The organism is Martinezella lusitana, assembly GCF_016901135.1.
GTDB classification, from domain to species: Bacteria; Pseudomonadota; Alphaproteobacteria; order Rhizobiales; family Rhizobiaceae; genus Rhizobium; species Rhizobium lusitanum_D.
Window position 1 is genome coordinate 350679 of the sequence record NZ_JAFEVL010000030.1, and the last position, 22420, is coordinate 373098.

20 protein-coding genes and 1 pseudogene are annotated in these 22420 nt (G+C 59.9%); 9 read left to right on the forward strand and 12 right to left on the reverse strand.

Annotated elements, in window-relative coordinates; translation table 11 throughout:
* Positions 1 to 378 precede the first annotated feature (378 nt).
* The 4 genes from JTP94_RS12775 to JTP94_RS12790 all read left to right on the forward strand — a co-directional run bounded on the left by JTP94_RS12775 (position 379) and on the right by JTP94_RS12790 (position 5604).
* On the forward strand, positions 379 to 1341 hold the full coding sequence (locus JTP94_RS12775) for a sugar-binding protein (protein WP_204850855.1): 963 nt from the start codon (positions 379 to 381) through the stop codon (positions 1339 to 1341).
* A 117-nt stretch (positions 1342 to 1458) separates the two neighbouring features.
* Complete coding sequence (locus JTP94_RS12780; RefSeq protein WP_204850856.1) at positions 1459 to 3000, forward strand: sugar ABC transporter ATP-binding protein; 1542 nt, start codon at positions 1459 to 1461, stop codon at positions 2998 to 3000.
* A 29-nt stretch (positions 3001 to 3029) separates the two neighbouring features.
* A complete protein-coding gene (locus JTP94_RS12785; RefSeq protein ID WP_204850857.1) occupies positions 3030 to 4025 on the forward strand; it encodes an ABC transporter permease in 996 nt (331 codons plus the stop codon).
* Positions 4026 to 4311: 286 nt separating this feature from the next.
* A complete protein-coding gene (locus tag JTP94_RS12790; RefSeq protein ID WP_204850858.1) occupies positions 4312 to 5604 on the forward strand; it encodes a DUF882 domain-containing protein in 1293 nt (430 codons plus the stop codon).
* 54 nt (positions 5605 to 5658) lie between these two features.
* Here JTP94_RS12790 and JTP94_RS12795 read toward each other — a convergent pair whose 3' ends face one another.
* From JTP94_RS12795 to JTP94_RS12815, 5 genes are read right to left on the reverse strand one after another with little or no spacing between them, the layout of a single operon-like run.
* Positions 5659 to 6426 (reverse strand): ABC transporter permease, encoded by a 768-nt coding sequence (locus JTP94_RS12795; RefSeq protein ID WP_204850859.1) that lies wholly within the window; start codon positions 6424 to 6426, stop codon positions 5659 to 5661.
* On the reverse strand, positions 6423 to 7151 hold the full coding sequence (locus JTP94_RS12800; RefSeq protein ID WP_246754857.1) for an ABC transporter permease: 729 nt from the start codon (positions 7149 to 7151) through the stop codon (positions 6423 to 6425). The genes JTP94_RS12795 and JTP94_RS12800 overlap by 4 nt, the downstream gene beginning before the upstream one ends.
* A 32-nt stretch (positions 7152 to 7183) precedes the next feature.
* On the reverse strand, positions 7184 to 7963 hold the full coding sequence (locus JTP94_RS12805; protein WP_204850861.1) for an ABC transporter ATP-binding protein: 780 nt from the start codon (positions 7961 to 7963) through the stop codon (positions 7184 to 7186).
* A 6-nt stretch (positions 7964 to 7969) separates the two neighbouring features.
* Positions 7970 to 8674: an FCD domain-containing protein gene (locus JTP94_RS12810; RefSeq protein WP_204850862.1), complete on the reverse strand. Its 705-nt coding sequence runs from the start codon at positions 8672 to 8674 to the stop codon at positions 7970 to 7972.
* A 14-nt stretch (positions 8675 to 8688) separates the two neighbouring features.
* Positions 8689 to 9624, reverse strand: coding sequence for an ABC transporter substrate-binding protein (locus tag JTP94_RS12815; protein WP_204850863.1), 936 nt, complete (start codon positions 9622 to 9624; stop codon positions 8689 to 8691).
* 114 nt (positions 9625 to 9738) lie between these two features.
* On the opposite strand from JTP94_RS12815, the gene JTP94_RS12820 reads away from it, so the two are divergent.
* Positions 9739 to 10728: a fumarylacetoacetate hydrolase family protein gene (locus tag JTP94_RS12820; RefSeq protein WP_204850864.1), complete on the forward strand. Its 990-nt coding sequence runs from the start codon at positions 9739 to 9741 to the stop codon at positions 10726 to 10728.
* Positions 10729 to 10760: 32 nt separating this feature from the next.
* Positions 10761 to 11537, forward strand: a complete 777-nt coding sequence (locus tag JTP94_RS12825) for a cyclase family protein (RefSeq protein ID WP_204850865.1) — start codon at positions 10761 to 10763, stop codon at positions 11535 to 11537.
* Between the two features lie 369 nt (positions 11538 to 11906).
* Here JTP94_RS12825 and JTP94_RS12830 read toward each other — a convergent pair whose 3' ends face one another.
* From JTP94_RS12830 to JTP94_RS12860, 7 genes are read right to left on the reverse strand one after another with little or no spacing between them, the layout of a single operon-like run.
* Positions 11907 to 13712: an ABC transporter ATP-binding protein gene (locus JTP94_RS12830; protein WP_204850866.1), complete on the reverse strand. Its 1806-nt coding sequence runs from the start codon at positions 13710 to 13712 to the stop codon at positions 11907 to 11909.
* Positions 13713 to 13715: 3 nt separating this feature from the next.
* Complete coding sequence (locus JTP94_RS12835) at positions 13716 to 14645, reverse strand: ABC transporter permease (RefSeq protein WP_204850867.1); 930 nt, start codon at positions 14643 to 14645, stop codon at positions 13716 to 13718.
* A complete protein-coding gene (locus JTP94_RS12840; RefSeq protein WP_204850868.1) occupies positions 14645 to 15619 on the reverse strand; it encodes an ABC transporter permease in 975 nt (324 codons plus the stop codon). The genes JTP94_RS12835 and JTP94_RS12840 overlap by 1 nt, the downstream gene beginning before the upstream one ends.
* Positions 15616 to 16599: a nucleoside hydrolase gene (locus JTP94_RS12845; RefSeq protein WP_204850869.1), complete on the reverse strand. Its 984-nt coding sequence runs from the start codon at positions 16597 to 16599 to the stop codon at positions 15616 to 15618. Before JTP94_RS12845 ends, JTP94_RS12840 begins: the two co-directional genes overlap by 4 nt.
* Positions 16596 to 17555: a nucleoside hydrolase gene (locus JTP94_RS12850; RefSeq protein ID WP_204850870.1), complete on the reverse strand. Its 960-nt coding sequence runs from the start codon at positions 17553 to 17555 to the stop codon at positions 16596 to 16598. Before JTP94_RS12850 ends, JTP94_RS12845 begins: the two co-directional genes overlap by 4 nt.
* Before the next feature lie 39 nt (positions 17556 to 17594).
* Entirely contained in the window at positions 17595 to 18476 is an 882-nt protein-coding gene (locus tag JTP94_RS12855; protein ID WP_204850871.1) for a dihydrodipicolinate synthase family protein, read from the reverse strand.
* Positions 18477 to 18497: 21 nt separating this feature from the next.
* Positions 18498 to 20048 (reverse strand): ABC transporter substrate-binding protein, encoded by a 1551-nt coding sequence (locus tag JTP94_RS12860; RefSeq protein WP_204850872.1) that lies wholly within the window; start codon positions 20046 to 20048, stop codon positions 18498 to 18500.
* Positions 20049 to 20182: 134 nt separating this feature from the next.
* On the opposite strand from JTP94_RS12860, the gene JTP94_RS12865 reads away from it, so the two are divergent.
* The 3 genes and pseudogenes from JTP94_RS12865 to JTP94_RS12875 all read left to right on the forward strand — a co-directional run bounded on the left by JTP94_RS12865 (position 20183) and on the right by JTP94_RS12875 (position 22399).
* Positions 20183 to 21073 (forward strand): LysR substrate-binding domain-containing protein, encoded by an 891-nt coding sequence (locus JTP94_RS12865; RefSeq protein WP_204850873.1) that lies wholly within the window; start codon positions 20183 to 20185, stop codon positions 21071 to 21073.
* Positions 21074 to 21240: 167 nt separating this feature from the next.
* A pseudogene (locus JTP94_RS36035) lies at positions 21241 to 21360 on the forward strand (sugar phosphate isomerase/epimerase); the annotation flags it as partial.
* Between the two features lie 175 nt (positions 21361 to 21535).
* Entirely contained in the window at positions 21536 to 22399 is an 864-nt protein-coding gene (locus JTP94_RS12875) for an AraC family transcriptional regulator (RefSeq protein ID WP_204850874.1), read from the forward strand.
* Positions 22400 to 22420 lie beyond the last annotated feature (21 nt).

Genomic DNA, 22420 nt, shown 5'->3' on the forward strand with positions numbered 1-22420 from the left:
TTTTCATGACGGTGTCTCATCTCCCCTGAAGCGACACTGGCGGACATTTCCCCACCGCCTTGCCGCGCGCTAATTTTTATTAGCACCAGTGAGAGGTTTTCGGCAACTGTCGAAGGGTAGAATAGCGACTTGACGACGTATCAAAGCCGTTTTTTGCCCAAAATCTGGATGGAAAACGACACTTGCGCCGCAGCGTCGGATGAAATGCCACATGGCCGTTAAAGTAATACTATTTACTAATCGAAATTAGTTGTATACCGTTGACCGCGTGGTTGGACGTGCCGTGTCTCGCTTGCGAGAGGCCCTAGGAGGGGGTTCAGGACCGGTCTGCCGCGAGTTGCAACTGGATCCCGCTAACGGGTCTACGGGAGGATTGTCATGAAATACGTAACACGTGGTGCTGCCGCCTTTGCGGCAGGGCTGATGCTGAGCTGTGCAATGGCCACGGCGACCTACGCCGCCGACAAGCCGACACTGGCATTCGTGGTCAACGGTGCGTCCGACTTCTGGAAGGCCGCCGAAGCCGGCGTCAAGAAGGCACAGGCGGAACTGCCGGATTTCAACTTGGAACTGAAATATCCTGAGCAGTCTTCCGTCGCGATCCAGCAGCGACTGATGGAAGACCTGGTCTCGGCAGGCGTCAAGGGCATCATGGTTTCGGCTGTCGATCCCAAGACCTCGACGGATGGCCTGAACAAGATCGGCTCGGAGACCGCCCTGTTTACGACCGATAGCGATGCGCCGGATACGAACCGCGTCGCCTATATCGGCTCGTCGAATATCGATGCCGGCAAGCAGGCTGCCGAAATCGCCAAGAAGGCCATGCCGAACGGCGGCAAGTGCATCGGCTTCGTCGGCCTGCTCGGTGCCGACAATGCCAAGGAGCGCATCCAGGGCATGAAGGACGGCATCGCCGGCACGAAGATCGAACTGACGGACGTCCGCGGCGACGATATCGACCAGACCAGAGCCAAGAAGAACGTCGAGGATGCGCTTGTTGCCAGCCCCGATGTAACCTGCATGGTCGGCTTCTATTCCTACAACACGCCACGCATCTACGAGGCGCTGCGCGAAGCTGGCAAGCTCGGTCAGATCACCGTTGTCGGCTTCGATGATGATCCGATCACGCTCGGCGGTGTCAAGGAAGGCACGATTGCCGCCACGGTGGTGCAGCAGCCTTACCTGTGGGCCTATCAGGGCATGAAACTGATGGCCGCCTATCTGAAGGGTGACAAATCGGGTATTCCTGATGGAAAGCTGATCATCATCCCGACGAAGATCATCGGCAAGGATGACGTCGACGCCTATGCCGCAAATCTGAAGGCGATGGCCGGCAACTGAAGATCATCTCCTGTAATAGCGCCGGCCATTGATCCGGCGCTGTTACACTTTGATCGCACGCGAAGCTGAGATCGGCATTCAAGCCGCATCGCATATCCTGCAGGCTCTATATCCGTTATGAACCAACGATCAGATACATTGGTATCAACAGAAACGACGGCACCCTTTCTCAGCCTCTCGGGCATCGGCAAGACCTATCCGGGCGTCGTTGCGCTTGACAACTTCTCGATGGATGTCAGCCCCGGCGAAGTGATCGGGCTCGTCGGCGAGAACGGTGCTGGCAAATCGACGCTGATGAAGATCTTGGGTGGCGTCGTGAAGCCGGATCGCGGAACCATTCTGCTCGACGGAGCTGAACATGCCGCCTTTAGCGTTGAGAGCAGCATCGCGTCCGGAATTGCCTTTGTGCATCAAGAGCTCAACCTGTTCGAAAATCTCGACGTTGCAGCCAATATTTTCCTCGGCCGCGAGCCGCTGCGCGGCGGCCTTCTGAAGCTTGTCGACCGACGCCGCCTGCGCATGATGGTCGCGCCGCTCTTGAAGCGCGTCGGTGCGAATTTTTCGGCGGACACACCGGTGGCCTCGCTATCGCTTGCTCAACAGCAGATGGTCGAGATCGCAAAGGCGCTGTCCATCAACGCGCGGCTTGTGATCCTCGACGAGCCGACATCCAGCTTGCCGCTTGCCGAGACGGAAAAGCTTCTTGCCGTCATCTCCGCGCTCAAGGCAGATGGTATCAGCGTCATCTTCATTTCCCACCGCCTGCATGAGGTCGAACGCGTCGCCGATCGTGTCATCGTTCTGAGAGACGGGACGCTCGCGGGGACGCTCCCCAAAAACCTGATCGATCACGACCGGATGGTAAAGTTGATGATCGGCCGGGCACTGACCGCGCGCACCGCGGAAGCCCACCGGGCACCGGGCAATGTCGCGCTGAAGGTCACGGCCATCCGCACTGCCGCCTATCCGGCCCGGCCGGTCGATCTCGCCATCAACTATGGAGAGATCCTTGGGCTCGCGGGCCTTGTCGGATCGGGCCGAACGGAGCTCGCTCGCGTGCTCTTCGGGATCGACAAAAGCTATGGCGGCTCCACGGCGCTTGATGGAAAAGATGTGACGCTTACCTCTTCGACGAAAGCGGTCGCCAATGGCATCTTCCTGGTGCCGGAGGACCGCAAGCTCAACGGCATCCTTCTGGATCTGCCGATCTCGCAAAACATATCCTTGCCCAATCTTCCCGTTCACGCGCCTCGGTACATGGTTTCGTCGGAGCGGGAAAATGCCGCCGCGGAAATCCAGGGCAAGCGGCTCGGCATCAAGGCGCCTTCCATGGCGACCCGCACCGGAACGCTTTCGGGCGGCAACCAGCAAAAGGTCGTCCTGGCCAAGTGGCTATCGATGAACCCGAAGGTGATGATCTTCGACGAGCCAACGCGCGGCATCGATATCGGTGCAAAGAATGAAATCTACGGCCTGATGCGCAAACTCGCCGACGCCGGCGTGGCGATCCTGATGATCTCGAGCGACATGGAGGAGGTCATCGGCGTCTCCGACCGTATCGCGGTCATGCATGAGGGGCAGATTGCCGGGATTCTCGACAAGGATAAATTCAGTCAGGAAAACGTGCTTTTGCTGGCCGTCGGCAAGGCGATACACTAACGGCTGCGGCCAAATCGAATGGATATAGGATGAGTAAGAAAGATCTGGGCTTGCTCCTGTTGATCATCGCCGTCGGCGTTGTCGTCGCGATCATCAATCCGCGCTTCCTTCTGCCGATCAACCTGGCAAACACGTCCAATCTCATCGGTCTTTTCGGAATATTGTCGATTGGACAGGCCTTTGTGATCATCACCGGCGGGATCGAACTCTCCGTCGGCTCCCTTATCGCCTTCCTCGGCGTACTCTTCATCGATTTCGTCGCCGTCCAGAACATGCCCTGGCCCATTGCGCTGCCGGTAATCTTGATCCTCGGTGGCTTTTTCGGTGCAATCCACGGCTGGCTCATTACACGGCTCAACCTCCAGCCCTTCGTCGTCACCCTTTGCGGCTTGCTGATCTATCGCGGCGCGGCGCGTTTCTATACCGCTGATGGCACGGCGGGTTTCGCCTTCGGCCAAAACTTTCCCGCATTGGAATTCCTGACCGCCGGCCGATTTTACGGCGTGCCGAACACCTTCATTGCACTCGTGATCATCTCAGTCGTCATGTGGATCGTCCTTCATCGCTCCGTTTATGGACGCTATCTCTACGCCATCGGCAAGAACGAGGAAGCCGCGAAATATTCCGGCATTCGTACGGCCAAGATGGTGATGATAGCCTATGTCATATGCGGCGTGCTGACGGCGCTCTCCGCGATCTATTTCGCGATGTACACCCGTTCGATCTCGCCGGCGAGCCATGGGCAGTTCTATGAGCTCTATGCGATCGCGGCGGCCGTGCTGGGCGGCTTTTCGCTGCGCGGCGGCGAAGGATCTCTGATCGGCGTGGTGTTGGGCACGATCCTGCTGCAGGAGCTGCAGAACCTCGTCAATCTTCTCGGCATCCCCTCCTCGCTCAACTTCGCCGTCATGGGCGGCGTTATCCTGATCGGCGTGCTGATCGACCAGCAATGGACCGCCATCCGCGCAAGGCGGCTCCTGACATCGGCCGCCCGCCGGCCTGACGCGCGACTGCCCGCCGAGTAAGCGCAGTCGCCGCCTCGGCATGAGTCACGCGAGGTCACCTTTAGGCCCAATTGGTCAAGCACGCTGATGCTGCTCGGGCTGGAACCAGCCTGTTCCGCAGCGCCAAGCCAACGGTTCAGGTCGCGTCTGTTGGCCATAAACCATCCGTTAGGAATTTATTGACCATAATTGGAGGGAAAAGCGATGTCGCAGACGCGACGCCTCTGATTTCCTGTGTCTTTTACCAAGGGCGAAAGTCGTATCCGTGCACCTAGCGATCCTTTCCATTCCGACGACAACTTTAGCCATGGCTTTGTCCTTCGTCGCTTGCAGAGCGGCGCTGATCGCAATGCTGGTGCTGGGCGCTCTAGCGGGATCTGCACAGGCAGCGGCCGACGACCGAGCGCTCAAGCTCTTCTTCACGCATACCGGCGAAAGGGCGACCATCGTCTTCAAGCGCGGCGGCAAATTCGATCCGAAGGGCCTGGCGCAGATCAACCGCTTCCTGCGCGATTGGCGAAAGAACGAGCCGACCAGGATCGATCCGGATTTGCTCGATCTGGTCTGGGAAGTCTATCGCCGCAGTGGCGCAAGGGAACCCATCCACGTCGTCTCGGCCTATCGCTCGCCTTCGACAAACAGCATGCTGCGAAACAGGTCGCGGAGTTCCGGTGTCGCGAAACACAGCCAGCACACGCTTGGCAAGGCGATGGACTTCTACATACCGGGCGTGAAGCTCGCGACCCTGCGCTCAGTGGCCATGCAGATGCAGGTCGGCGGCGTCGGCTTCTATCCAACATCCGGATCGCCATTTGTGCATCTGGACGTCGGCAATGTCCGTGCCTGGCCCAGAATGTCGCGCCAGGAACTCGCGCGGCTCTTTCCAACGGGGCGGACCATGCATCTGCCCGCAGATGGCAGGCCGCTGCCGGGTTACGAAGTCGCGGTTGCGGAATCAAAGAAGCGCGTCCGGCTGACGGGAAGCAAGATTGCGGCCATTGCGGATGAAGACGACGACACCGATGCGCCGGCGACTTCCTCTGACCCTCTGGCTGGCAGAAGCCTTGTCACCGCCATGCTGCCGACGCCTCGAAGCCGGGCCAGCAATGGACTGGAGCTTCAACTCGGCAAACGGATAGCAGAAGAGAATGAAATTCGACCCTTTGCCGACCTCGCGTCCTACGCTGTCCCACTGCCGACCTCGCGACCGAACAGTATCGTCGTGACCCCCACATCCGCCCCGGAGAAAACCGTCCCCACGGCCTTTGCAAGCCTGGTGGTGGGACGCAACGATGCGGGCAAACTGCTCGTTGCGGATCGCCCGGGAGCTTCGCTGAACGATGCCATGGCGCGGATGCAGCCCATGGCGGATCTGCCAACCTCCGCCGCACAGGAGGTATCGGCCGGCGTCGGCACCATGTCCACCGGGGCCCTTGTCGCATGGGCCTTGCAGCCTCCGGGCATTGCGATGGAAATGACGCTTCCCGATCTCGTCAGTGCTCCGCTCCCCATGGAAGCAGATGCAGTAGACGCCGGGCACAGTGCTTCCGTGGTTGCCGAGGATAAATTCGACAGTGAAAGATTTGGCTTCGAGGGCTGAATTAGGCGGTGAGACGTACTTTGCGCATTTTCATAGCCCCACGCCTTGGTGACTTCATTGCCCCTTCGATCGCCAGACCAGAAGCCGCCCTTCGAAAGCCGCGATCAAAGCGGACGTGGCATATCCCAGAGCGCCGAGCAGGATCACACCCGCATAGAGGTCCGGCGCTCTGAACGAGCGTGCGGCAAGAAGAATCCAGTTGCCCAGTCCATTGCGCCCGGCAATCATTTCACAGACGATCGATAGAATGAGCGCGACGGTAAGGCCAAGCCGCATGCCGGCCAGAATATCGGGTGATGCGGAGGGCAGCGCGACCTTCCATATCACCTTTGCGCGCGAAAACCCGAGTGCCCGCGTTACCTCGTAAAGGCGCGGCTCTACGACCGAAAAGCCATGAATGGTGGCCAGCAGAACGGGCCACATCGCCCCGAAAGCGATGACGACAAGCACCATTCCATCCGACAGGCCGAAGATCGCGATCGCAACGGGGATGGTGGCCGAGGCCGGCAGAGGGCGCAGGAATTCCAGCATCGGGGCAAGGTAGGCGTGGAGTGCGGGAGAGCTGCCGATGACGGCACCAAGGGCGACACCTGCAAACGACGCTATCAACCAGCCCCAGAACATGCGCTCGACAGTGGCGAGAAGCTTGACGCCAAGGTCGCCGTGATCGAACCCGGCAATCAGGGCTCGCCATGTGCGGTCGGGTCCGGGAAGGAACACCGGGCTCACCAGCCGGTGATCGGCCGCAAGCTGCCAGAGCCAGACAAAGAGAGCTGCAACCACAAGGCTGGCGAAAAGAGAGAGAAGGCGCGATCCTCTCATGCGATCACTCCAACCATGGCCGCCCGTCCCAACAAGCGGTGCTGCGCAAACGAGAGCAAGGCATTCATGGCCCAGCCGAGCAGGCCGGTCCACACCAGATAGGCAAGCATGACAGCGGGTTGAAGGCCTTGTTGCGCGACCAGAATACCATAGCCGAGCCCGAGGGGATTGACGGCGATTTCGACCGTTACGGCAACGACCAGCGCCATAGCTGCCGCAAGGCGAAACGCGACGATGATGCGCGGCAAGGCGGCCGGCAACACGATCTTGCACAGCTGCTGCCAGGTGGAAAGGCGCAGCGTGCGCGCTACTTCCAGCAGGCGCGGCTCGATACCCGCCATGGCGGAGCGGACGAGAAGCATCATCGGCCAGATGCAGGAAAAGGCGACGATGGCGATTTCCATGCGAAAGCCGAAGCCGAAGACCAGCATCGCGATCGGCAATATTGCCACCGAAGGTATCGGCCTGATCATTTCGACGCTGACTTCCATGAGCCGGTCGACTGTTGTGACGAGACCAAACAGGATGCCAAGCGTCAGACCGATCAATCCGCCGATCGCGAGGCCGGCGCCGGCGGTGATCAAGGTATCGCTCGTCGCCAGCAAGAGCGAGGCGTCGGCAATACCTCGCCACAGCGCCAGAGCAACATCGCTCGGCGCCGCCAGCGACAGGGATGTCGATCCCCAGATGCGCATGGCCGCCTCACCCAGGAGGAGCAAGGCCATCGGGACGAGCAACCCTTTCCACCACGTGGCCTTCATTTCTCGGCCCTTTCGATGAAATCGAACAGCGTCCGGCGCAGTCGCAGAAACTCCGGCATTTCGCGGGTTTCAAGCTGATTGCGTGGCCGGGGCAGATCCACCCGCAACTCGATGCCGATGCGGCCGGGTCTCGGGAGCAGGCCGATGACCCTGTCTCCGAGATAGACGGCCTCTTCGAGGTCGTGCGTGACGAATAGGACAGTGGTGCCGGTTTCAGCGACGAGCGCCAGCATTTCATCCTGGAGGCCCTGGCGCGTCATCGCGTCGAGCGCGCCGAACGGCTCGTCCATCAGCAGCACAGAAGGATCCTGCGCCAGGCACCGTGCGATCTGGATTCGCTGCTGCATGCCGCCCGACATTTCGGTCGGATATTTTTGCTCGTGTCCGGCCAGACCGACCTTGGCAAGCAGGGCATAGGAGCGATCCATACGCTCGGCGCGAGCCAAACCCGCCGCCTCCAGCGCAAGCGCCACGTTGGATGCTGCGGTGCGCCACGGCAGCAGGGCCTTTCCATAGTCCTGGAAGACAATCGCCACGTCGCGCCGTGGTGCAGTGAGCGGCTGGCCCATGAAATATACGCTACCGCCATTCGGGCGCACCAGGCCGCCCGCCATACGCAGGGCCGTGGTCTTGCCGCAACCCGACGGGCCGATGACGCAGACGATCTCGCCGCGGCGGATCGTCAGGGACAGGTCCGAGATGATCGTGCGGTCGCCGTAAGCCAGGCTGATCCCTTCGAAGCCGATTACTGCATTGCCAGTTGTCATGGCGTCCATGTGTTTTTACTTCCCGGCCAAAGGCGTAGGCCCGTGGTAGACGATTTCCAGCGTCTGATGGAGATGGGCGGAAAGTTCGGCTTCCGCCCGCTCGGCGTCTCTCGAAAGCACGATCTCCGCCAGAAGCCTGTGCTGCTCGATGAAGCCCTGGTGATGCCCGATGCGGCTCATCATCGTGCGCCGATAGCGGTAGGCCTGATAATAGAGATCGTCATGGAGGCTCAGCAGGCGCTCGGAGCCGCAAGCCTCGAGAAGCGAGCGGTGGAACGACTTGTGCAGATGGTCGAATTCCGTCGATCCCTCCCGCATGGTTTCCGGGTCACGCTCGACCGAACGGACGAGGCGATGCAGTGACGACATAATACCCGCCTCCCAATCATCCAGACCGTCGCGCATCGAGCGGCGAAGCGCCTCGGTTTCGGCGAGGATGCGAACCTGCGTGATGTCGGCCAGATCTGCTTCGGAAACGCTTGCGACGCGGAACCCCCTCTGCCCGACAGCGGAAACGAGACCGCGGGACACCAGGCGCGACAAGCCTTCCCGCAAGGGTGTCGCGCCGATCTCATAGCGCTCGGAGAGAGCCTGAATGCCAAGTCGGTCCCCCGGCTGCCACACGCCGGCGAGAATATCGTGCTCCAAGACTGCCGCAGCCCTTTCGCTGAGAGTCTCGGAGTTTGCAAGCTCGGCCGCGTTTCCAAACAACTTGGTCACTCATCACTCCCTGGCTATTTCTGAATCAATGTAGCCGTATCCGGCTTTCCCTGCAGCATATGTTGCTGGTCCATGGTGGCGACCCACCAGTCGAGCTGTTCCTGATTGAGGGTCGGATCCGAGAAGGACAGCTTCATTTTCGACAGAATGGTCTGCGGGATCTTGGTGAAGTCGGCGATCGCCTTGCGCCCCGCATCGGGATTATCATTGACGATCTTGGCCGCTTCGCCGATTGCCGCGCGAAACGCCGCGATCGACTGGGGATTGGCATCAGCCCATTCGCGTGTGGCCGCATAAAGGATGGCCGGTCGACCATCGGGGATCGTCTTGAGGAAGTATCCTGCATTGGTACCGACTTTCGATTCGATGATGCGCGACATCATCGGCTCGGCCGTTACGACGGCATCGACGGCGCCCGATTTCAGCGTGTCGCCCATGGTCGGAAAGGTGACCTCGACGAAATTGACCTGCTTCGGATCGACGCCATTGTCGATCAGCCATTTGGAGAACAGCACCTGAAGAAATGCGCCTATGCCCGGCGCGCCGACCTTCTTGCCGACAAAATCGGCCGGTTTGGCAATGCCGCTATTCGGCCCGACCAGAACGCCCACTGTGTCGTAGGTGGATTGAGCTGTCGAACTGGCGCCCTCCACGCCGACGAGATCAAGCCCGCCATCGACGGCCTGCAGGAACACGGTCGGCGTCGGCCCTCCGATTTGCACAGAATCTGAAAGAAGCGCTGCCGGAATATTGGAGTTGAGGCCGATCAGGGTCATCGAGACATCAAGGCCGTGCTTCTTGAAGATGCCTTGCTCGAACGCGACCGCGGCTGATGCGCAGTCGGTGGTCGCCGTACATCCGATATTGATTTTCGTCTCGGCTGCCGCACTTCCCGTCCAAGCGACAATGGCAAGGCCGGCGGCGAGCGCAGCCTTCGAAATCGAGTTCATGTTTTCTCCTCCCAAAGAAACCTGCTTCCCAACCGGGGCGGTTTCATATATCGATAAAAGCATAAAATATATACGATCTCAAGTCATGTATAAAATTTGGAGGAGAAAGAGCCGATGAAGCTTGCGACCTATCAAGCCGCCGCTGGCGATATCAGCATTGGAATTGTGCATGCCGACAACAAGCGTGTGTTCGACCTACATGCCGCGGCCAGCAAAAGCGGCATAGGTGATTTGCATCGTTTCACATCCATGATCGCATTGATCGAGGGCGGTGATGCCGCATTGGCTGACGCTTCGGAACTGTTCGAGAGGCATGTCGGCGACGCTGCTCTCTCGGCGCTGATCGCCGATGTCCGCCTGTTATCGCCATTGCCCAAACCCACCCAGATGCGTGACGGCATGAGCTACGAGACCCACATCCGCCAATCGTCGCGCGGCATACGGCGACTGGCCCTGGGTGATGACAAGCAGGCCATTGCCGCGCTTGATGCGGAACCGCTGCCGCCGCTTGCCGACGTCTACAAGCTCCTGCCGATCTACTACATCACCAACCGGATGATTGTTGCAGGGCCGGAAGACACCGTGGTTTGGCCTGATTATTCCAAGGTCATGGATTATGAGCTGGAGTACGGTGTTGTCGTCGGCAAGACCGGCAAGGACATCAGCGTGGCGAATGCGCGCGACCATATTTTCGGCTATACGATCTTCAACGACTTCTCCGCCCGCGACCAGCAGGCCAAGGAAATGCCCGGCTGGCTCGGGCCTGCCAAGGGCAAGAGCTTCGACGGTGCCAATGTGCTCGGGCCATGGATCGTCACGAAGGATGAGATCGCAGATCCCTATTCACTCAAGGCCTCGGTGCGTGTGAACGGTGAGTTGCGTTGTGAGAGCACGACGGCCGGGATGCTCTTCAGCTTCGAGAAACTTCTGGCGCACATGTCGCAGGGCGAGACCGTTCATGCCGGCGAATTCATCGGTTCCGGCACCATCGGCAATGGCTGTGGCCTTGAAACCGGCATCTTTCTGGAAGACGGCGATGTCATCGAACTGGAGATCGAAAAGATCGGCGTTCTGAAGAACAAGGTTGTGCGGCGCGGCAAGTGACGGCAGACCACATCAAGCGGAGGAGGTAACCCATGACCCAACGTATTATCGATCTGTCGGTGCCGATCGCCAACGATATCCCGGCGGATCCACCGATCCAGATTCCGGCGATCACCTATATCGATCATAGCCAGAGCCTGAATCAGATCCTTTCCTTCTTTCCCGGCCTTAAGGCGGAAGACCTGCCTGACAGCGCCGGCTGGGCGGTGGAGCACGTATCGCTCTCAACGCACAATGGAACGCATCTGGATGCCCCGTGGCATTATCACCCGACGATGAACCATGGAGAGCCGGCCTGGCGCATAGATCAGGTTCCGCTGGAATGGTGCTATCAACCCGGCGTCAAGCTGGACTTTCGTCACTTTCCCGATGGCTATGTCGCGACGGCCGCCGATGTCGAAGCTGAACTGAAGCGCATCGGCCACAAGCTCAGCCCACTCGAAATCGTGGTCGTCAATACATCGGCCGGGGCCAAATTCGGCCAGGCCGATTATGTCGCGAGCGGATGCGGCATGGGCTACGAGGCGACCATGTATCTCCTCGATCAGGGTGTGCGTGTGACCGGCACGGATGGCTGGAGCTGGGATGCACCCTTTGTGCATACGGCCAGGAAGTATACCGAAACCGGCGATGCCTCCCTCATCTGGGAAGGGCACAAGGCGGGCCGCCATACCGGCTATTGCCACATCGAAAAGCTGCACAATCTCGAGGCATTGCCTTCGACCGGCTTTATTCTCAGTTGCTTTCCCGTGAAGATCGAGAATGCATCAGCCGGATGGACCCGCGCGGTGGCAATCATTTCGGACTGACCGGCTGCGCGATTTCCGCAATGGATTAGGGCGAAAGCCCTTCTCCCGTTGTCTCCCCTAATTCTGTGTCCCATCGCGGCTCGGCTGGGCTGGCTGCTAATTGTTTTCCGTTCTGTCGGTCGGCGCAGACAGCCACAGCATCCGATTTGATCAAACCGGAACATTGCGCTCAGGCGGACGTTAGCCTCATGAGGTTGCAGGTCGTGCCAAGCGGACGCGATGGAGCCGAAGAATATGGAGATTTTTCCGCTTTCTCTCCATAGCCAACGAAATGGCAGGCGAGCTTCTCACCCATCCGATCTGCAACCTTTCCGAGATCTACAGGAGGTGGAGGGCGGCCGAATCTCGTTAAAATGCGCGGTTACATCATCACGCAACCTGGAAGAAATGTCCGTCACCAGCTTGCTGATATTGCCGCTGCGGTACGACATAATCGACGGCGCGGAACGGGCTCTTGATCTCCCCGTCTGGAATGCGGCGGTTCTGGCGACGGGAGGGATCGGCGATCGGGACAGCCGCCATCAGGCGTTTCGTATAGTCGTGCTGGGGATTTTCAAAGACTGCCTGACGGGGGCCGATCTCGACAATCTCGCCGAGATACATGACCGCCACGCGATGGCTGATCCGTTCCACGACGGCCATATCATGTGAGATGAAGAGATAACCGAGGCCGTATTTTTCCTGCAGATCGAGCATCAGGTTGATGACCTGCGCCTTGACCGAAACATCCAGGGCGGAAACGGATTCATCCGCGATGATCAGCTTCGGCTCGAGCGCAAGCGCCCGGGCGACGCAGACGCGTTGTCGCTGGCCGCCGGAGAATTCATGCGGGAAACGATCCGCCATCAAGGCGGAAAGGCCGACACGCTCCAAGAGATCGCCGACACGCTCTTTGGCCTCGGCCGGGCTTGCCAGACCATGCGTGACGATCGGTTCGGCTATCGCCGCACCGATGCGAATGCGCGGATTGAGGCTTTCAAACGGATCCTGGAAGATCATCTGCGCCTCGCGGCGAATACTTGCCAGTTCCGACGTCCCCGCGCCGTCGACATTCCTGCCGTCGATCCGGATCTTACCGGACGTCGGATCCGTCAACCGGATGATCGAACGGCCCGTCGTCGACTTGCCACAGCCGGACTCGCCCACCAGCGACAGCGTCTCGCCCTGCAATAACTCCAGGGAAATATTTTCGACGGCGTGGATGCGACCGACCGTCCTGCGCAGAAAGCCTTTCCTGATCGGAAAACGGGCGACAAGATGATCGACCTTGAGGATGGGTGCCTCACCCCGCCTGACCGTATCCTCAGTCGGCTTCACCGGCTGGATTTCACCTGTCGCCATATCCACCAGAGGAAAACGCAGCGGCCGCTCGATCCCCTTCATGGCGCCGAGCTGCGGCACGGCGGAAAGCAGCGCGCGGGTGTAGGGGTGTTTCGCGGCGGCAAAGATCTCCTCTGTCGTTCCGGTTTCGACCACGTCGCCGCGATACATCACGACCGTCCGGTCGGAGATTTCGGCGACCACGCCCATGTCATGGGTGATGAAGAGGACGGACATGCCCTCCTCTTCCTGAAGTGTCTTGATCAATTCGAGGATCTGCGCCTGGATGGTCACGTCGAGAGCCGTCGTCGGCTCGTCGGCGATCAGGAGCTTCGGGCTGCAGGCGAGCGCGATTGCGATGACGACGCGCTGGCGCATACCGCCGGAGAAATTCATCGGATATTCGCCGAGACGCGACTTGGCGGAGGGAATGCGGACCTTTTCCAGCAGCCGGACGGCTTCAGATTCGGCTTGCGAATGCGACATGCCGCGATGATGGACCAGGACCTCGGTGATCTGCTTGCCGATCTTCAGCACCGGATTGAGGCTCGTCATCGGCTCCTGAAAAATCATGCCGATACGGTTGCCACGGATCGACTGCATCTGCGCCAGCGGAAGGTCGAGTAGATTGGTGCCCTCGAACTCAATCTTGCCTGCTACGCGCGAATTGCCCGGCGACAGAAGCCGCATGATCGACATGGCCGTGACGCTCTTGCCGGAACCGGATTCCCCGACCACGGCGACGGTTTCCCTGGCACCGATGTCGAAGCTGGCATCACGAACGACGTTCTTCCAGTCGCCATTGACGCGGAACGACGCGTTGAGATTGGAAATGGAAAGTATCGGATTGGTCATCTCTCAGCCTTCCCGACGAGGATTAAGGATGTCGCGCAAGGCATCGCCGATCAGGTTGATCGCCACGATCAGCAGAAGAAGCGCAAGGCCGGGGAAGAAGCTGATCCAGTAGTCGCCCGACAACAGATATTCGAAGCCGTTCGAAATCAGCAGGCCAAGCGATGGCTGCGTCACCGGCAAACCGATGCCGAGGAAGGACAGCGTCGCCTCCAGCATGATCGCATAGGCGACGCGCATCGTCGCGACGATGATCAAGGGTGGCAGGCAGTTCGGCAGAATATGCCGGAACAGGATACGCCGGCCAGGGAGCGCCATCGAGCGGGCAGCATCCACATAGGCACGCTTGCGTTCCACCAATGCCGAGCCGCGGGTCGTGCGCGCATAATAGGCCCATTGGGTGACAATCAGCGCCAGGATGATTTTGTCAACGCCCTGCCCTAGGATAGCAAGGAAGATCAGCGCAATCAGGATCGCCGGAAAGCTCAGCTGAATATCGACGACGCGCATGATGAAGGCATCGACGCGCCCGCCGGCATAGGCGCTCATCAGGCCGATCGACGCACCGATGGCAAGCGCAACGGCGGCGCTGGTGACGCCGACCAGAATGCTGGTGCGAAGCCCATAAAGGATGGCGCTCGCCAGATCGCGACCCTGATCGTCCGTGCCGAGCAAGTAGAGCAGTCCGCTCGCGCTTTGCGAGCCGGGCGGCAGCCGGCCATCCATGATATCGAGCTGCGACAGGTCGTAGGGATTCTGTGGTGCGATGAGGGGAGCAAGAACCGCCGCAGCGACGAAGAGGACGACAATGATAAGGCCGACAAGCGCCTGTTTGTCATGCAGCAGGGCCTGCAAGGTGCGCGCGAGCGGCGAACGCGACGATCGTTCCTGTCCGCCGGCATGGATCGAACCTGCGTCTTTTGTGTTCCGGCTCATCACGAATTCCCTTCAAGACGAACGCGCGGATCGACGACCGAATAGAGAATGTCGACCAGAAGATTGATGACGCTGAACATGACGACCGTGATGAGCAGATAGGCGAGAATGACCGGGCGATCGAGCACAGCGATGGCGTCGATGATGAGCTTGCCCATGCCGGGCCAGGCGAAGATCGTTTCCGTTACCACGGCAAAGGCGATCAATGAGCCGAGTTCGAGACCGATCACGGTGATCAACGGGATGAGCGTGTTCTTGAGGACATGGACGGTGACGATCCGGCGCTCCGGCAAGCCCTTGGCCCGCGCAAAGCGGACGAAATCGAGCTGCATGGTCTCAAGCACGCCCGCCCGCGTGAGCCGAATGATCAGCGAGATCTTGAACAGTGCCAGGTTGAGGGCAGGCAGGATGAGATGGGAGAGGCCATCCAGCGTGAAAAGGCTAAGGGGAACGCCAAGGACCGATACCGTCTGGCCTCGCCCGGATGCGGGCAACCAGCCGAGGTACACGCTGAAGACCATCACCATCACCAGGCCGATCCAGAAGGTCGGCAGGCTGAAGCCAAGGATCGACAGGGTCATCACCGACTTCGAAATCAGTCCCTTCGGTTTGAGTCCGGCATAGACGCCCAGGGGGATGCCGACGACAAGCCCGATCACGAGGGCAACGAAGGCAAGCTCGAGCGTCGCCGGCATGCGATTGAGAATGAGGGTCAGGGCCGGCTGGTTGAAGACGAATGAATTGCCGAGATCGCCATGCAGCGCTCGCGTCAGGAAGAGCCAATATTGCTCCCAGACCGGCTTATCGAGGCCGAAAGACTGGATGATCTGCAGACGTTCCGCGGGTGTCGCCGTCGGGCTCAGCAAGACATCAATCGGATTGCCCACCAGGTAAAGCCCGGCAAACACCAGTATCGACATGACGAAAAGTGTGAGGACGGTCTGGAGGCATCGGCTGATGAGATAGCCGCTCATGGCTTGCGCCCTCCCGGCGGGTTGGGCTGAGGTGAAGCGCTCCCGTAGTGCGAGATGCGCTCGATCAGCAGGTTTATGAAGCCTGTCTCGTCCACATCGGTCATGATATCGGCTTGCGGCGTGCGATCCGTCTTCTGATAGAAATCGGCATAGGTATAGCCCATGGTCAGCCCGGTGACCTGAACGCCGACGGCAGCCTTACGGCTCTTGAACAGATCCGGTCGCAAGAGCCAGGCAATCGTCGTTGCGTCATGCATCGGACCGCCAGGACGCCCGAAACGCTTGACATCGCTGCGATCGAACGCCGAAAAAAGATTGAACAACGCGGCACCCGCCTTCCCGCCCCGCTCACGAAATTGTTGAACATGCTCGGCCGTGAACAAGGCCTGAAACGTCATGTCAAGCGGCATGACGACGAGTGGAACGCCGGAACCATAGACGATCTCGGCGGCATGCGGATCGGCATAAATGTTGAATTCCGCCCAGGGCGTGCGATGGCCGAGCGCGGTAAACGCTCCCCCCATCGAGACAATCCGGCCGATGCCCTTGGCAACATCCGGATGCTGGATCAGCGCCAGCGCGACATTCGTCAGCGGCCCGATGGCGCAAAGAGTGATAGGGTCGCCTGCCCGGGCTGCCGCGCGGGCCGTGCGGACGATGAAACGAACGGCGTGCTCGTCCGACGGCGTGATATCGCCTGATACGACGAGCTCGTCATCGAAGGAGCCGATCTCGACATATTTGCCGTAGACCTGCTCTCTGACGAGCGGGCCGGATGCCCCGGCATGGACGTCCACATCCTTGCGCCCCGACAGGCCGACGATCTTGCAGGCATTGGCAACCGTATCCTTGAGCGCGACATTGCCGGCGACGACCGAGATGCCAAGCACCTCGATCTCCGGAGATGCCAGCGCCATGAGGATGGCGGCGGCATCATCGACGCCGGGATCCGCATCGATGATGATCCGATGCCGGCTCATGCGACGACCTTCTCGGCGTAGCGGGACAGCCGGTCGAGAAAGAACTGGATGATACCTTCGGCATCAACCTTGGTGACAATATCAGCATTGGGCTCAAGCCCGCTCTTGCCGTACCAATCGGCGACGGTCTGTCCCATGCACAATTCACTTTCATGCTCGACGAAGACGCGGGCACGCTCAGTCTGGAAGAGGTGCGGCGCCAGGAGATAGGCGATAACAAGCGGGTCATGCAGCGGGCCGCCCCGTGATCCATAGCGGCGCACGTCGTTGCGATCCCAGAATGCCATCAACTCGGCTAGCGTTTCGGAAATGCGCCCGCTGACGCTTGCGAATTGCGCCACATGCTCCGGCTTCAGCATCACCTGATGGGTGGCGTCGAGGGCCAGCGCCACCAGCGGAATGCCGCTCGAGAACACCACATGGGCAGCATGTGGATCGGCCAACATGTTGAACTCCGACGTCATCGTTCGATTGCCGGGCTCGCGATAGGCGCCGCCCATCATGACGATCCGCTCGACCCCCTTGGCGATCTGAGGCTTCATGCGGAGCGCGATCGCAAGGTTCGTCATCGGCCCGAGACAGCAGATGGTGATGCGCCGGCCCGAAAGGGCGGCCGCGCTCAGCGTTTCGATCAGAAAATCGACGGCGGAGATGGGTTCGGCCGTCTTGGTCGGCTCGGGCAGATTGGTGTTTCCAAGCCCGCTTTTGCCGTGGAATTGGCCATAGATCGGCTCGCGCAACATCGGCCTGAAGCAGCCGGCGTAAACGGGGATGTCGGTCCTGCCGCCGAGCTCGCAGACCTGCAGCGCGTTTCGAACCGTCCGTTCAAGCGGCTGATTGCCGCAAACCGGGGTGATGCCGAGGATGTCGAGTTCGGGAGAGACGAACGCCGTCAGAAGAGCGATCGTGTCGTCGATGCCCGGATCGCAGTCTATGATGATCGGGATAGGAACCATCCTGGAAAAACCTTCATACTCTCTATAAGAATCCGACGCCTAGAGAGCGCCGACATCGCGCAAGACCTCAGCAATTTCCGCGCGCGCCGCTTCGCCAAGCGGCTTTTGCGGAGCGATCGGCGCGCCGACGGCAAAGCCCTGAAGCTCGAGCGCAGCCTTGATACAGGCGGCGATCGAATATTTGGCGAAGATCTCGTTGACGCGCCAAAGCGGGCGCTGCAGTTCCATCGCCTTCGTCCAGTCGCCTGATTTCGCAGCCTCATAAAGGGCAATGCTCTGTCGGGGAACGATGCAGGCCGGACCTGCCATCCAGCCAACGCCGCCGATCATCATGACGCAGGCCGGAATATGAGCGGAGGCGGCAAACACCTCCATTCGACCGCGGGTACGCTCGATGATCGACAGGAGGCGTCCGGTATTGGTCGACGCATCCTTGATGTAACGGATATTGTCGACATGGCTCAGCCGCTCGATGACTGGCAGGCTCAAGTCCGAGCGCTGGAACTGCGGGTTGGTATAGATGACGACCGGCCGTCCGCCCGCGGCCTGCGCGATCGCGGTAAAATAGGCTTCGACACCATCGTCATCGATCGGGAAATAGGCCTCTAGGATCGCGAGAATGCCGTCCGCCCCTGCCTCGACCATGCTCTCGGTCTGGGCGACAGCGTCTCTCGTCGATGTCGAGGCGACACCGGCGATGACGGGCACGCGGCCACGATTGGCTGATATGACCGTCTGCACGACCTTGAGCCGCTGTTTCTGGGTCAGATAGGCGAACTCACCCGTGCTGCCGAGCGGCGTCAGGCCATGGACGCCGGCGGAAATCAGATGATCGACGAGGTCTGTCAGCACTCCGTCCATGACCGCGCCGGATGGATCGACGGGCGAAACAAGATAGGGGAAAACGCCGGTGAACGACATGATGCGCAGCCTCTCCGAAGCTCAATTCTGCTTGACGTAATAGGGAAGCGTGTAGCCGTCGGAACGCCCCTCGTAGGAAAGGTCCTTCTTCAGCGCCCATGTGTTGGCCAGATAGAAGACGGGGATGACGCCAAGGTCATTCATGGCGATCTCGGTTGCCTTCCTCAGAAGCTCTTCGCGCTTACCGTCGTCGAGCGTGTTGCGGGCTTCGCCGAGAGCCTTGTCGAACTCCGGATTGGAGTAGCGGCCGCGATTTCCCTGCCCCGCCTTGTCGCTATAGGTCTCGAGGATCGGGCCGAGCACGCCGGACGCTTCGCCGGTTTCCACGGCGGCCCCGCCCATGATGAAGCTGAACTCGAGCGCCGATGCGCGGGTGAAGTAGACGCTGCCCGGCAACGTCGTCACCTCCGTCTTGATGCCGACCCGGCTGAAGAACTGGCCGATCGCCTGCGCGATCTTCGAATCGTTCGGATAACGGTCGTTGGATGCATGGAAAGTCAGCGAAAAGCCGTTCGGGTATCCGGCATCGGCAAGAAGCTGCTTGGCCTTGTTCGGGTCGTAGAGATCGACCTTGATGTTCGGATCATAACCGAAATAGCCTTCCGGAACGACCTGGCCGGCCGGCACGCCTTGCCCGTCCATGATGCGATCGACGATCGCCTGGCGATTGATCGACAAGGATAGCGCCCGTCGCACCTCTGATTTGAGCAGGGGGTTCTTGCCGTCCGGCCCCTTGGCGAAAGGCGATTCCTCGCGTGCCTGATCCATATGAAGATAGATCAGGCGATTGCCGGCAACGCTGACGACCTTGAGTGCATCTGCCGTCTGGAGCCTCTTGGTGTCGGCAGTCGGAATGCTTTCGATCATGTCGACATCGCCCGACAGCATTGCCGCGACGCGAGCGCTGCTGTTCTTGAAGACCCGGAACGTCACCTTGTCCCAGCTCACCTTCTCGCCCCAATAGCTGTCGTTGCGCTCGACGACGACCTTGTCATCAGGCGTCCAGGAGACGAACTTGAACGGGCCGGTTCCGACCACGTCCTTGCCGGTATTCAGCTCCTCGGTGGTGGTATGCTCCAGTCTCGCCGGCAGGATGGCGATACGGCTGAGATTGTTGAGCAGCAGCGGCGTCGGCCCGTCCGTCTTGATGCGCACCGTCAGCGGATCGACGGCAGTCACATCGGTGATCGCCTTGACATAGGGCATGAACGAGCTCGGGCTGTTCTTCGAAGCCAAGGGCACGCGCTTGATGCTTGCCACAACGTCCTGCGCCGTGAACTCACCGCCATCGTGGAACTTGACGCCCGGGCGCAGCTTGAATTCCCATGTCGTGTCGTCGATCGTCTTCCAGGAGACCGCCAGTGCCGGCTGGATACGCTGCTTGGCATCCTGATTGACCAGTCCGTCAAAGATGTTGCGCGCAATCGCGCTGTTCGGACCGACCACATAGAATTGCGGATCCATCGACGTTGTCGATGCTGCGAGACCGATGGTCAGGTCCTTGGTCTCGGCCGCGATGGGCCACATGAAGGCAGAAGCGACCAAAACGGCTGCCAGACTCGGAATTTTCATCTTGGGGCTCCTCCCATGCATTCAGCGATCCGCTCTCTCCCGGCGGATGGTTCCCGCAATAACGCCTTTACTCGCAAAAGAAAAATTGCATTTAGTACACCCTTCATGCCTAAATGTTATGGAGGATCGCTCTCGTGCGATTAAAGCCGCGGCAGGTCGAAGCCTTTCGAAGCGTCATGATGACGGGCGGCATCACGGCCGCCGCCGAAGCCATGAATGTTACCCAACCCGCCGTCAGTCGCTTGATCCGAGATCTGGAGCAAATCGTCGAGATCACGCTTTTCGAGCGCCAGGGCACACGGCTATGGCCCACTGCGGAGGCCACCCAGCTCTTTCGCGAGGTCGAACGGCTCTATCTCGGTCTAGACCAAATCGCCCAGGCTGCGGACGACATTCGCAAACACAAGAACATCGTCCTGCGCATCGCAAGCGTCACATCGCTGGTCCGGCCCTATCTGCATCAGGCGCTCATCGACGTGATCGGCAACCGCCTCGATCTGCCCCTGGTGATCGACGTCGAAAACAGCCGGCATATCTGGGATATGGTCGAGAACAACCGATACGATCTCGGCTTCGTTTTCGGCTCTCCGCGAATGGCGGATAAGAACGCAATTCTGTTGCATAGTTCGCATGCTGTGGCCGCCATGGCTCCCGCCCACAGGCTGGCATCCCGAGAGGTCATCACTCCAGCCGATCTGCAGGAGGAGCGTGTTCTGATCCCCGGCCGGAATTCACCGCTCAGGCTGGCATTGGACCGAGCGTTCTCAAGCGAGGAGCAGCAGCCGGCCAGCACGATGGAAACCTCCATGCTGAACTGCTGCTATTTTGCCGCCTCCGGCATGGGGGTCGGCATCGTCGATCAGACGAGCCTTCGTTCGGCAGGCGCGGCCACCGTCGCCATCCCATTCGAACCGAGCATAGAAGTCTCTTATTTTGCGATCCGCCCGTCGGGCGGGCAGCGCATCGCCGTGCTGGATGACATCGTGAAACGGATGGGCGAGTTGATGGCGTTAACCGAGCTATAGCTTGACTACCTCGCTATCCCAAGGAGCTATGGGGCCGGCAGGCATCGTGAAATTGGCCAGCGATCAAGGAGTGTGCACCATGCCACCTTGTTTCACTTTAAATATCGACGGCCGTATAAATCTCAAACGGCAAAATATGCTTCGATAGCGGGGATGTCCCATGGGTATGGCTTTCGATTGAGCATGAGGACGTGCTTCTCAACAGCCTCGAGGGTCTGGAGAAGTCCGTCGCGGTCATGAAGCAGGTGACGTCTGTTGCCGCAAGCAACTATAGGCCTCAGGCGATACAGGGTATTTGGATGCATGCCCGGCGATATCACGTCGCCCGGGCGATGCCCGGACAGAACAGCCGAGCCTATCGCTTTCATCAAGGCGGCTCGACCGGATGCGCGGGTTTCTCTATAATCGAGGATCGAGATCGCCCCAGACTGTGGACGTCGGATCTAGCAGGAAGACGAAATCATGGATCGGCTCAACAACCCCAATGCCGCCAGTACCCTTCTTTCCAGCAGGGATCGCGGCTGGACGGGTCTGGAGGCGGAGTTCCTGCATATTCGGGCTGGCCGCACGCATGTGCCCGGATCGCAGACGCATCGGCTGGGCATTCATTTTGGACGAGCCGTGAATGCGCATTGCCAGTGCGACGGCCGGCATTATCGCCGTCAGCAGAAACACGGCGATATCGACGTCGTTCCCGCGGGACAGGATGGCTGGTGGGAAGATGATCGCGATTGCACCATTCTGCGGCTGAACGTCGGGCCGGAACTCCTTAGTGCCGCCGCCCGCGAGCTCGGCCGGGATCCGGAAACCGTTTCGCTGGCACCGAAATTCCAGCTTCGTGATCCGCGGATCGAGTCGATAGCCTGGGCCATCAAGGCGGAGATCGAGGCGACCATACCATCCGATAGGACCTATGCGGACATGCTGGGCATGGCTCTCGCAATACGCCTGGTGGAAAGCGACGGGCAAAAGCGGATCGAGCCGGCCGACACACGCGCGACATTGACCAGCCGACAACAACGACGTCTCGCGGAATTCATCGAAGACCACATCGATCAAGCGCTGTCCCTTGCCGATCTGGCCGCAATCGCAGGGCTCAGCGTATCGCATTTGAAACCACTGTTTCGCGCCACCTTCGGCATGCCGGTCCATAAATATGTCCTGACGCGCCGTGTCGAGCGCGCCAGATTGCTTCTTATGGCAGCGGACATGCCCGTCGCCCAGGTCGCATTGGAAACCGGCTTTGCCCACCAAAGCCATATGGCGCACTGGATGCGGCGCATTCTCGGGCTCACGCCCGGCATGATAACCCGAATGCATTCCTGACATCGATTGTTGTCCGAACCT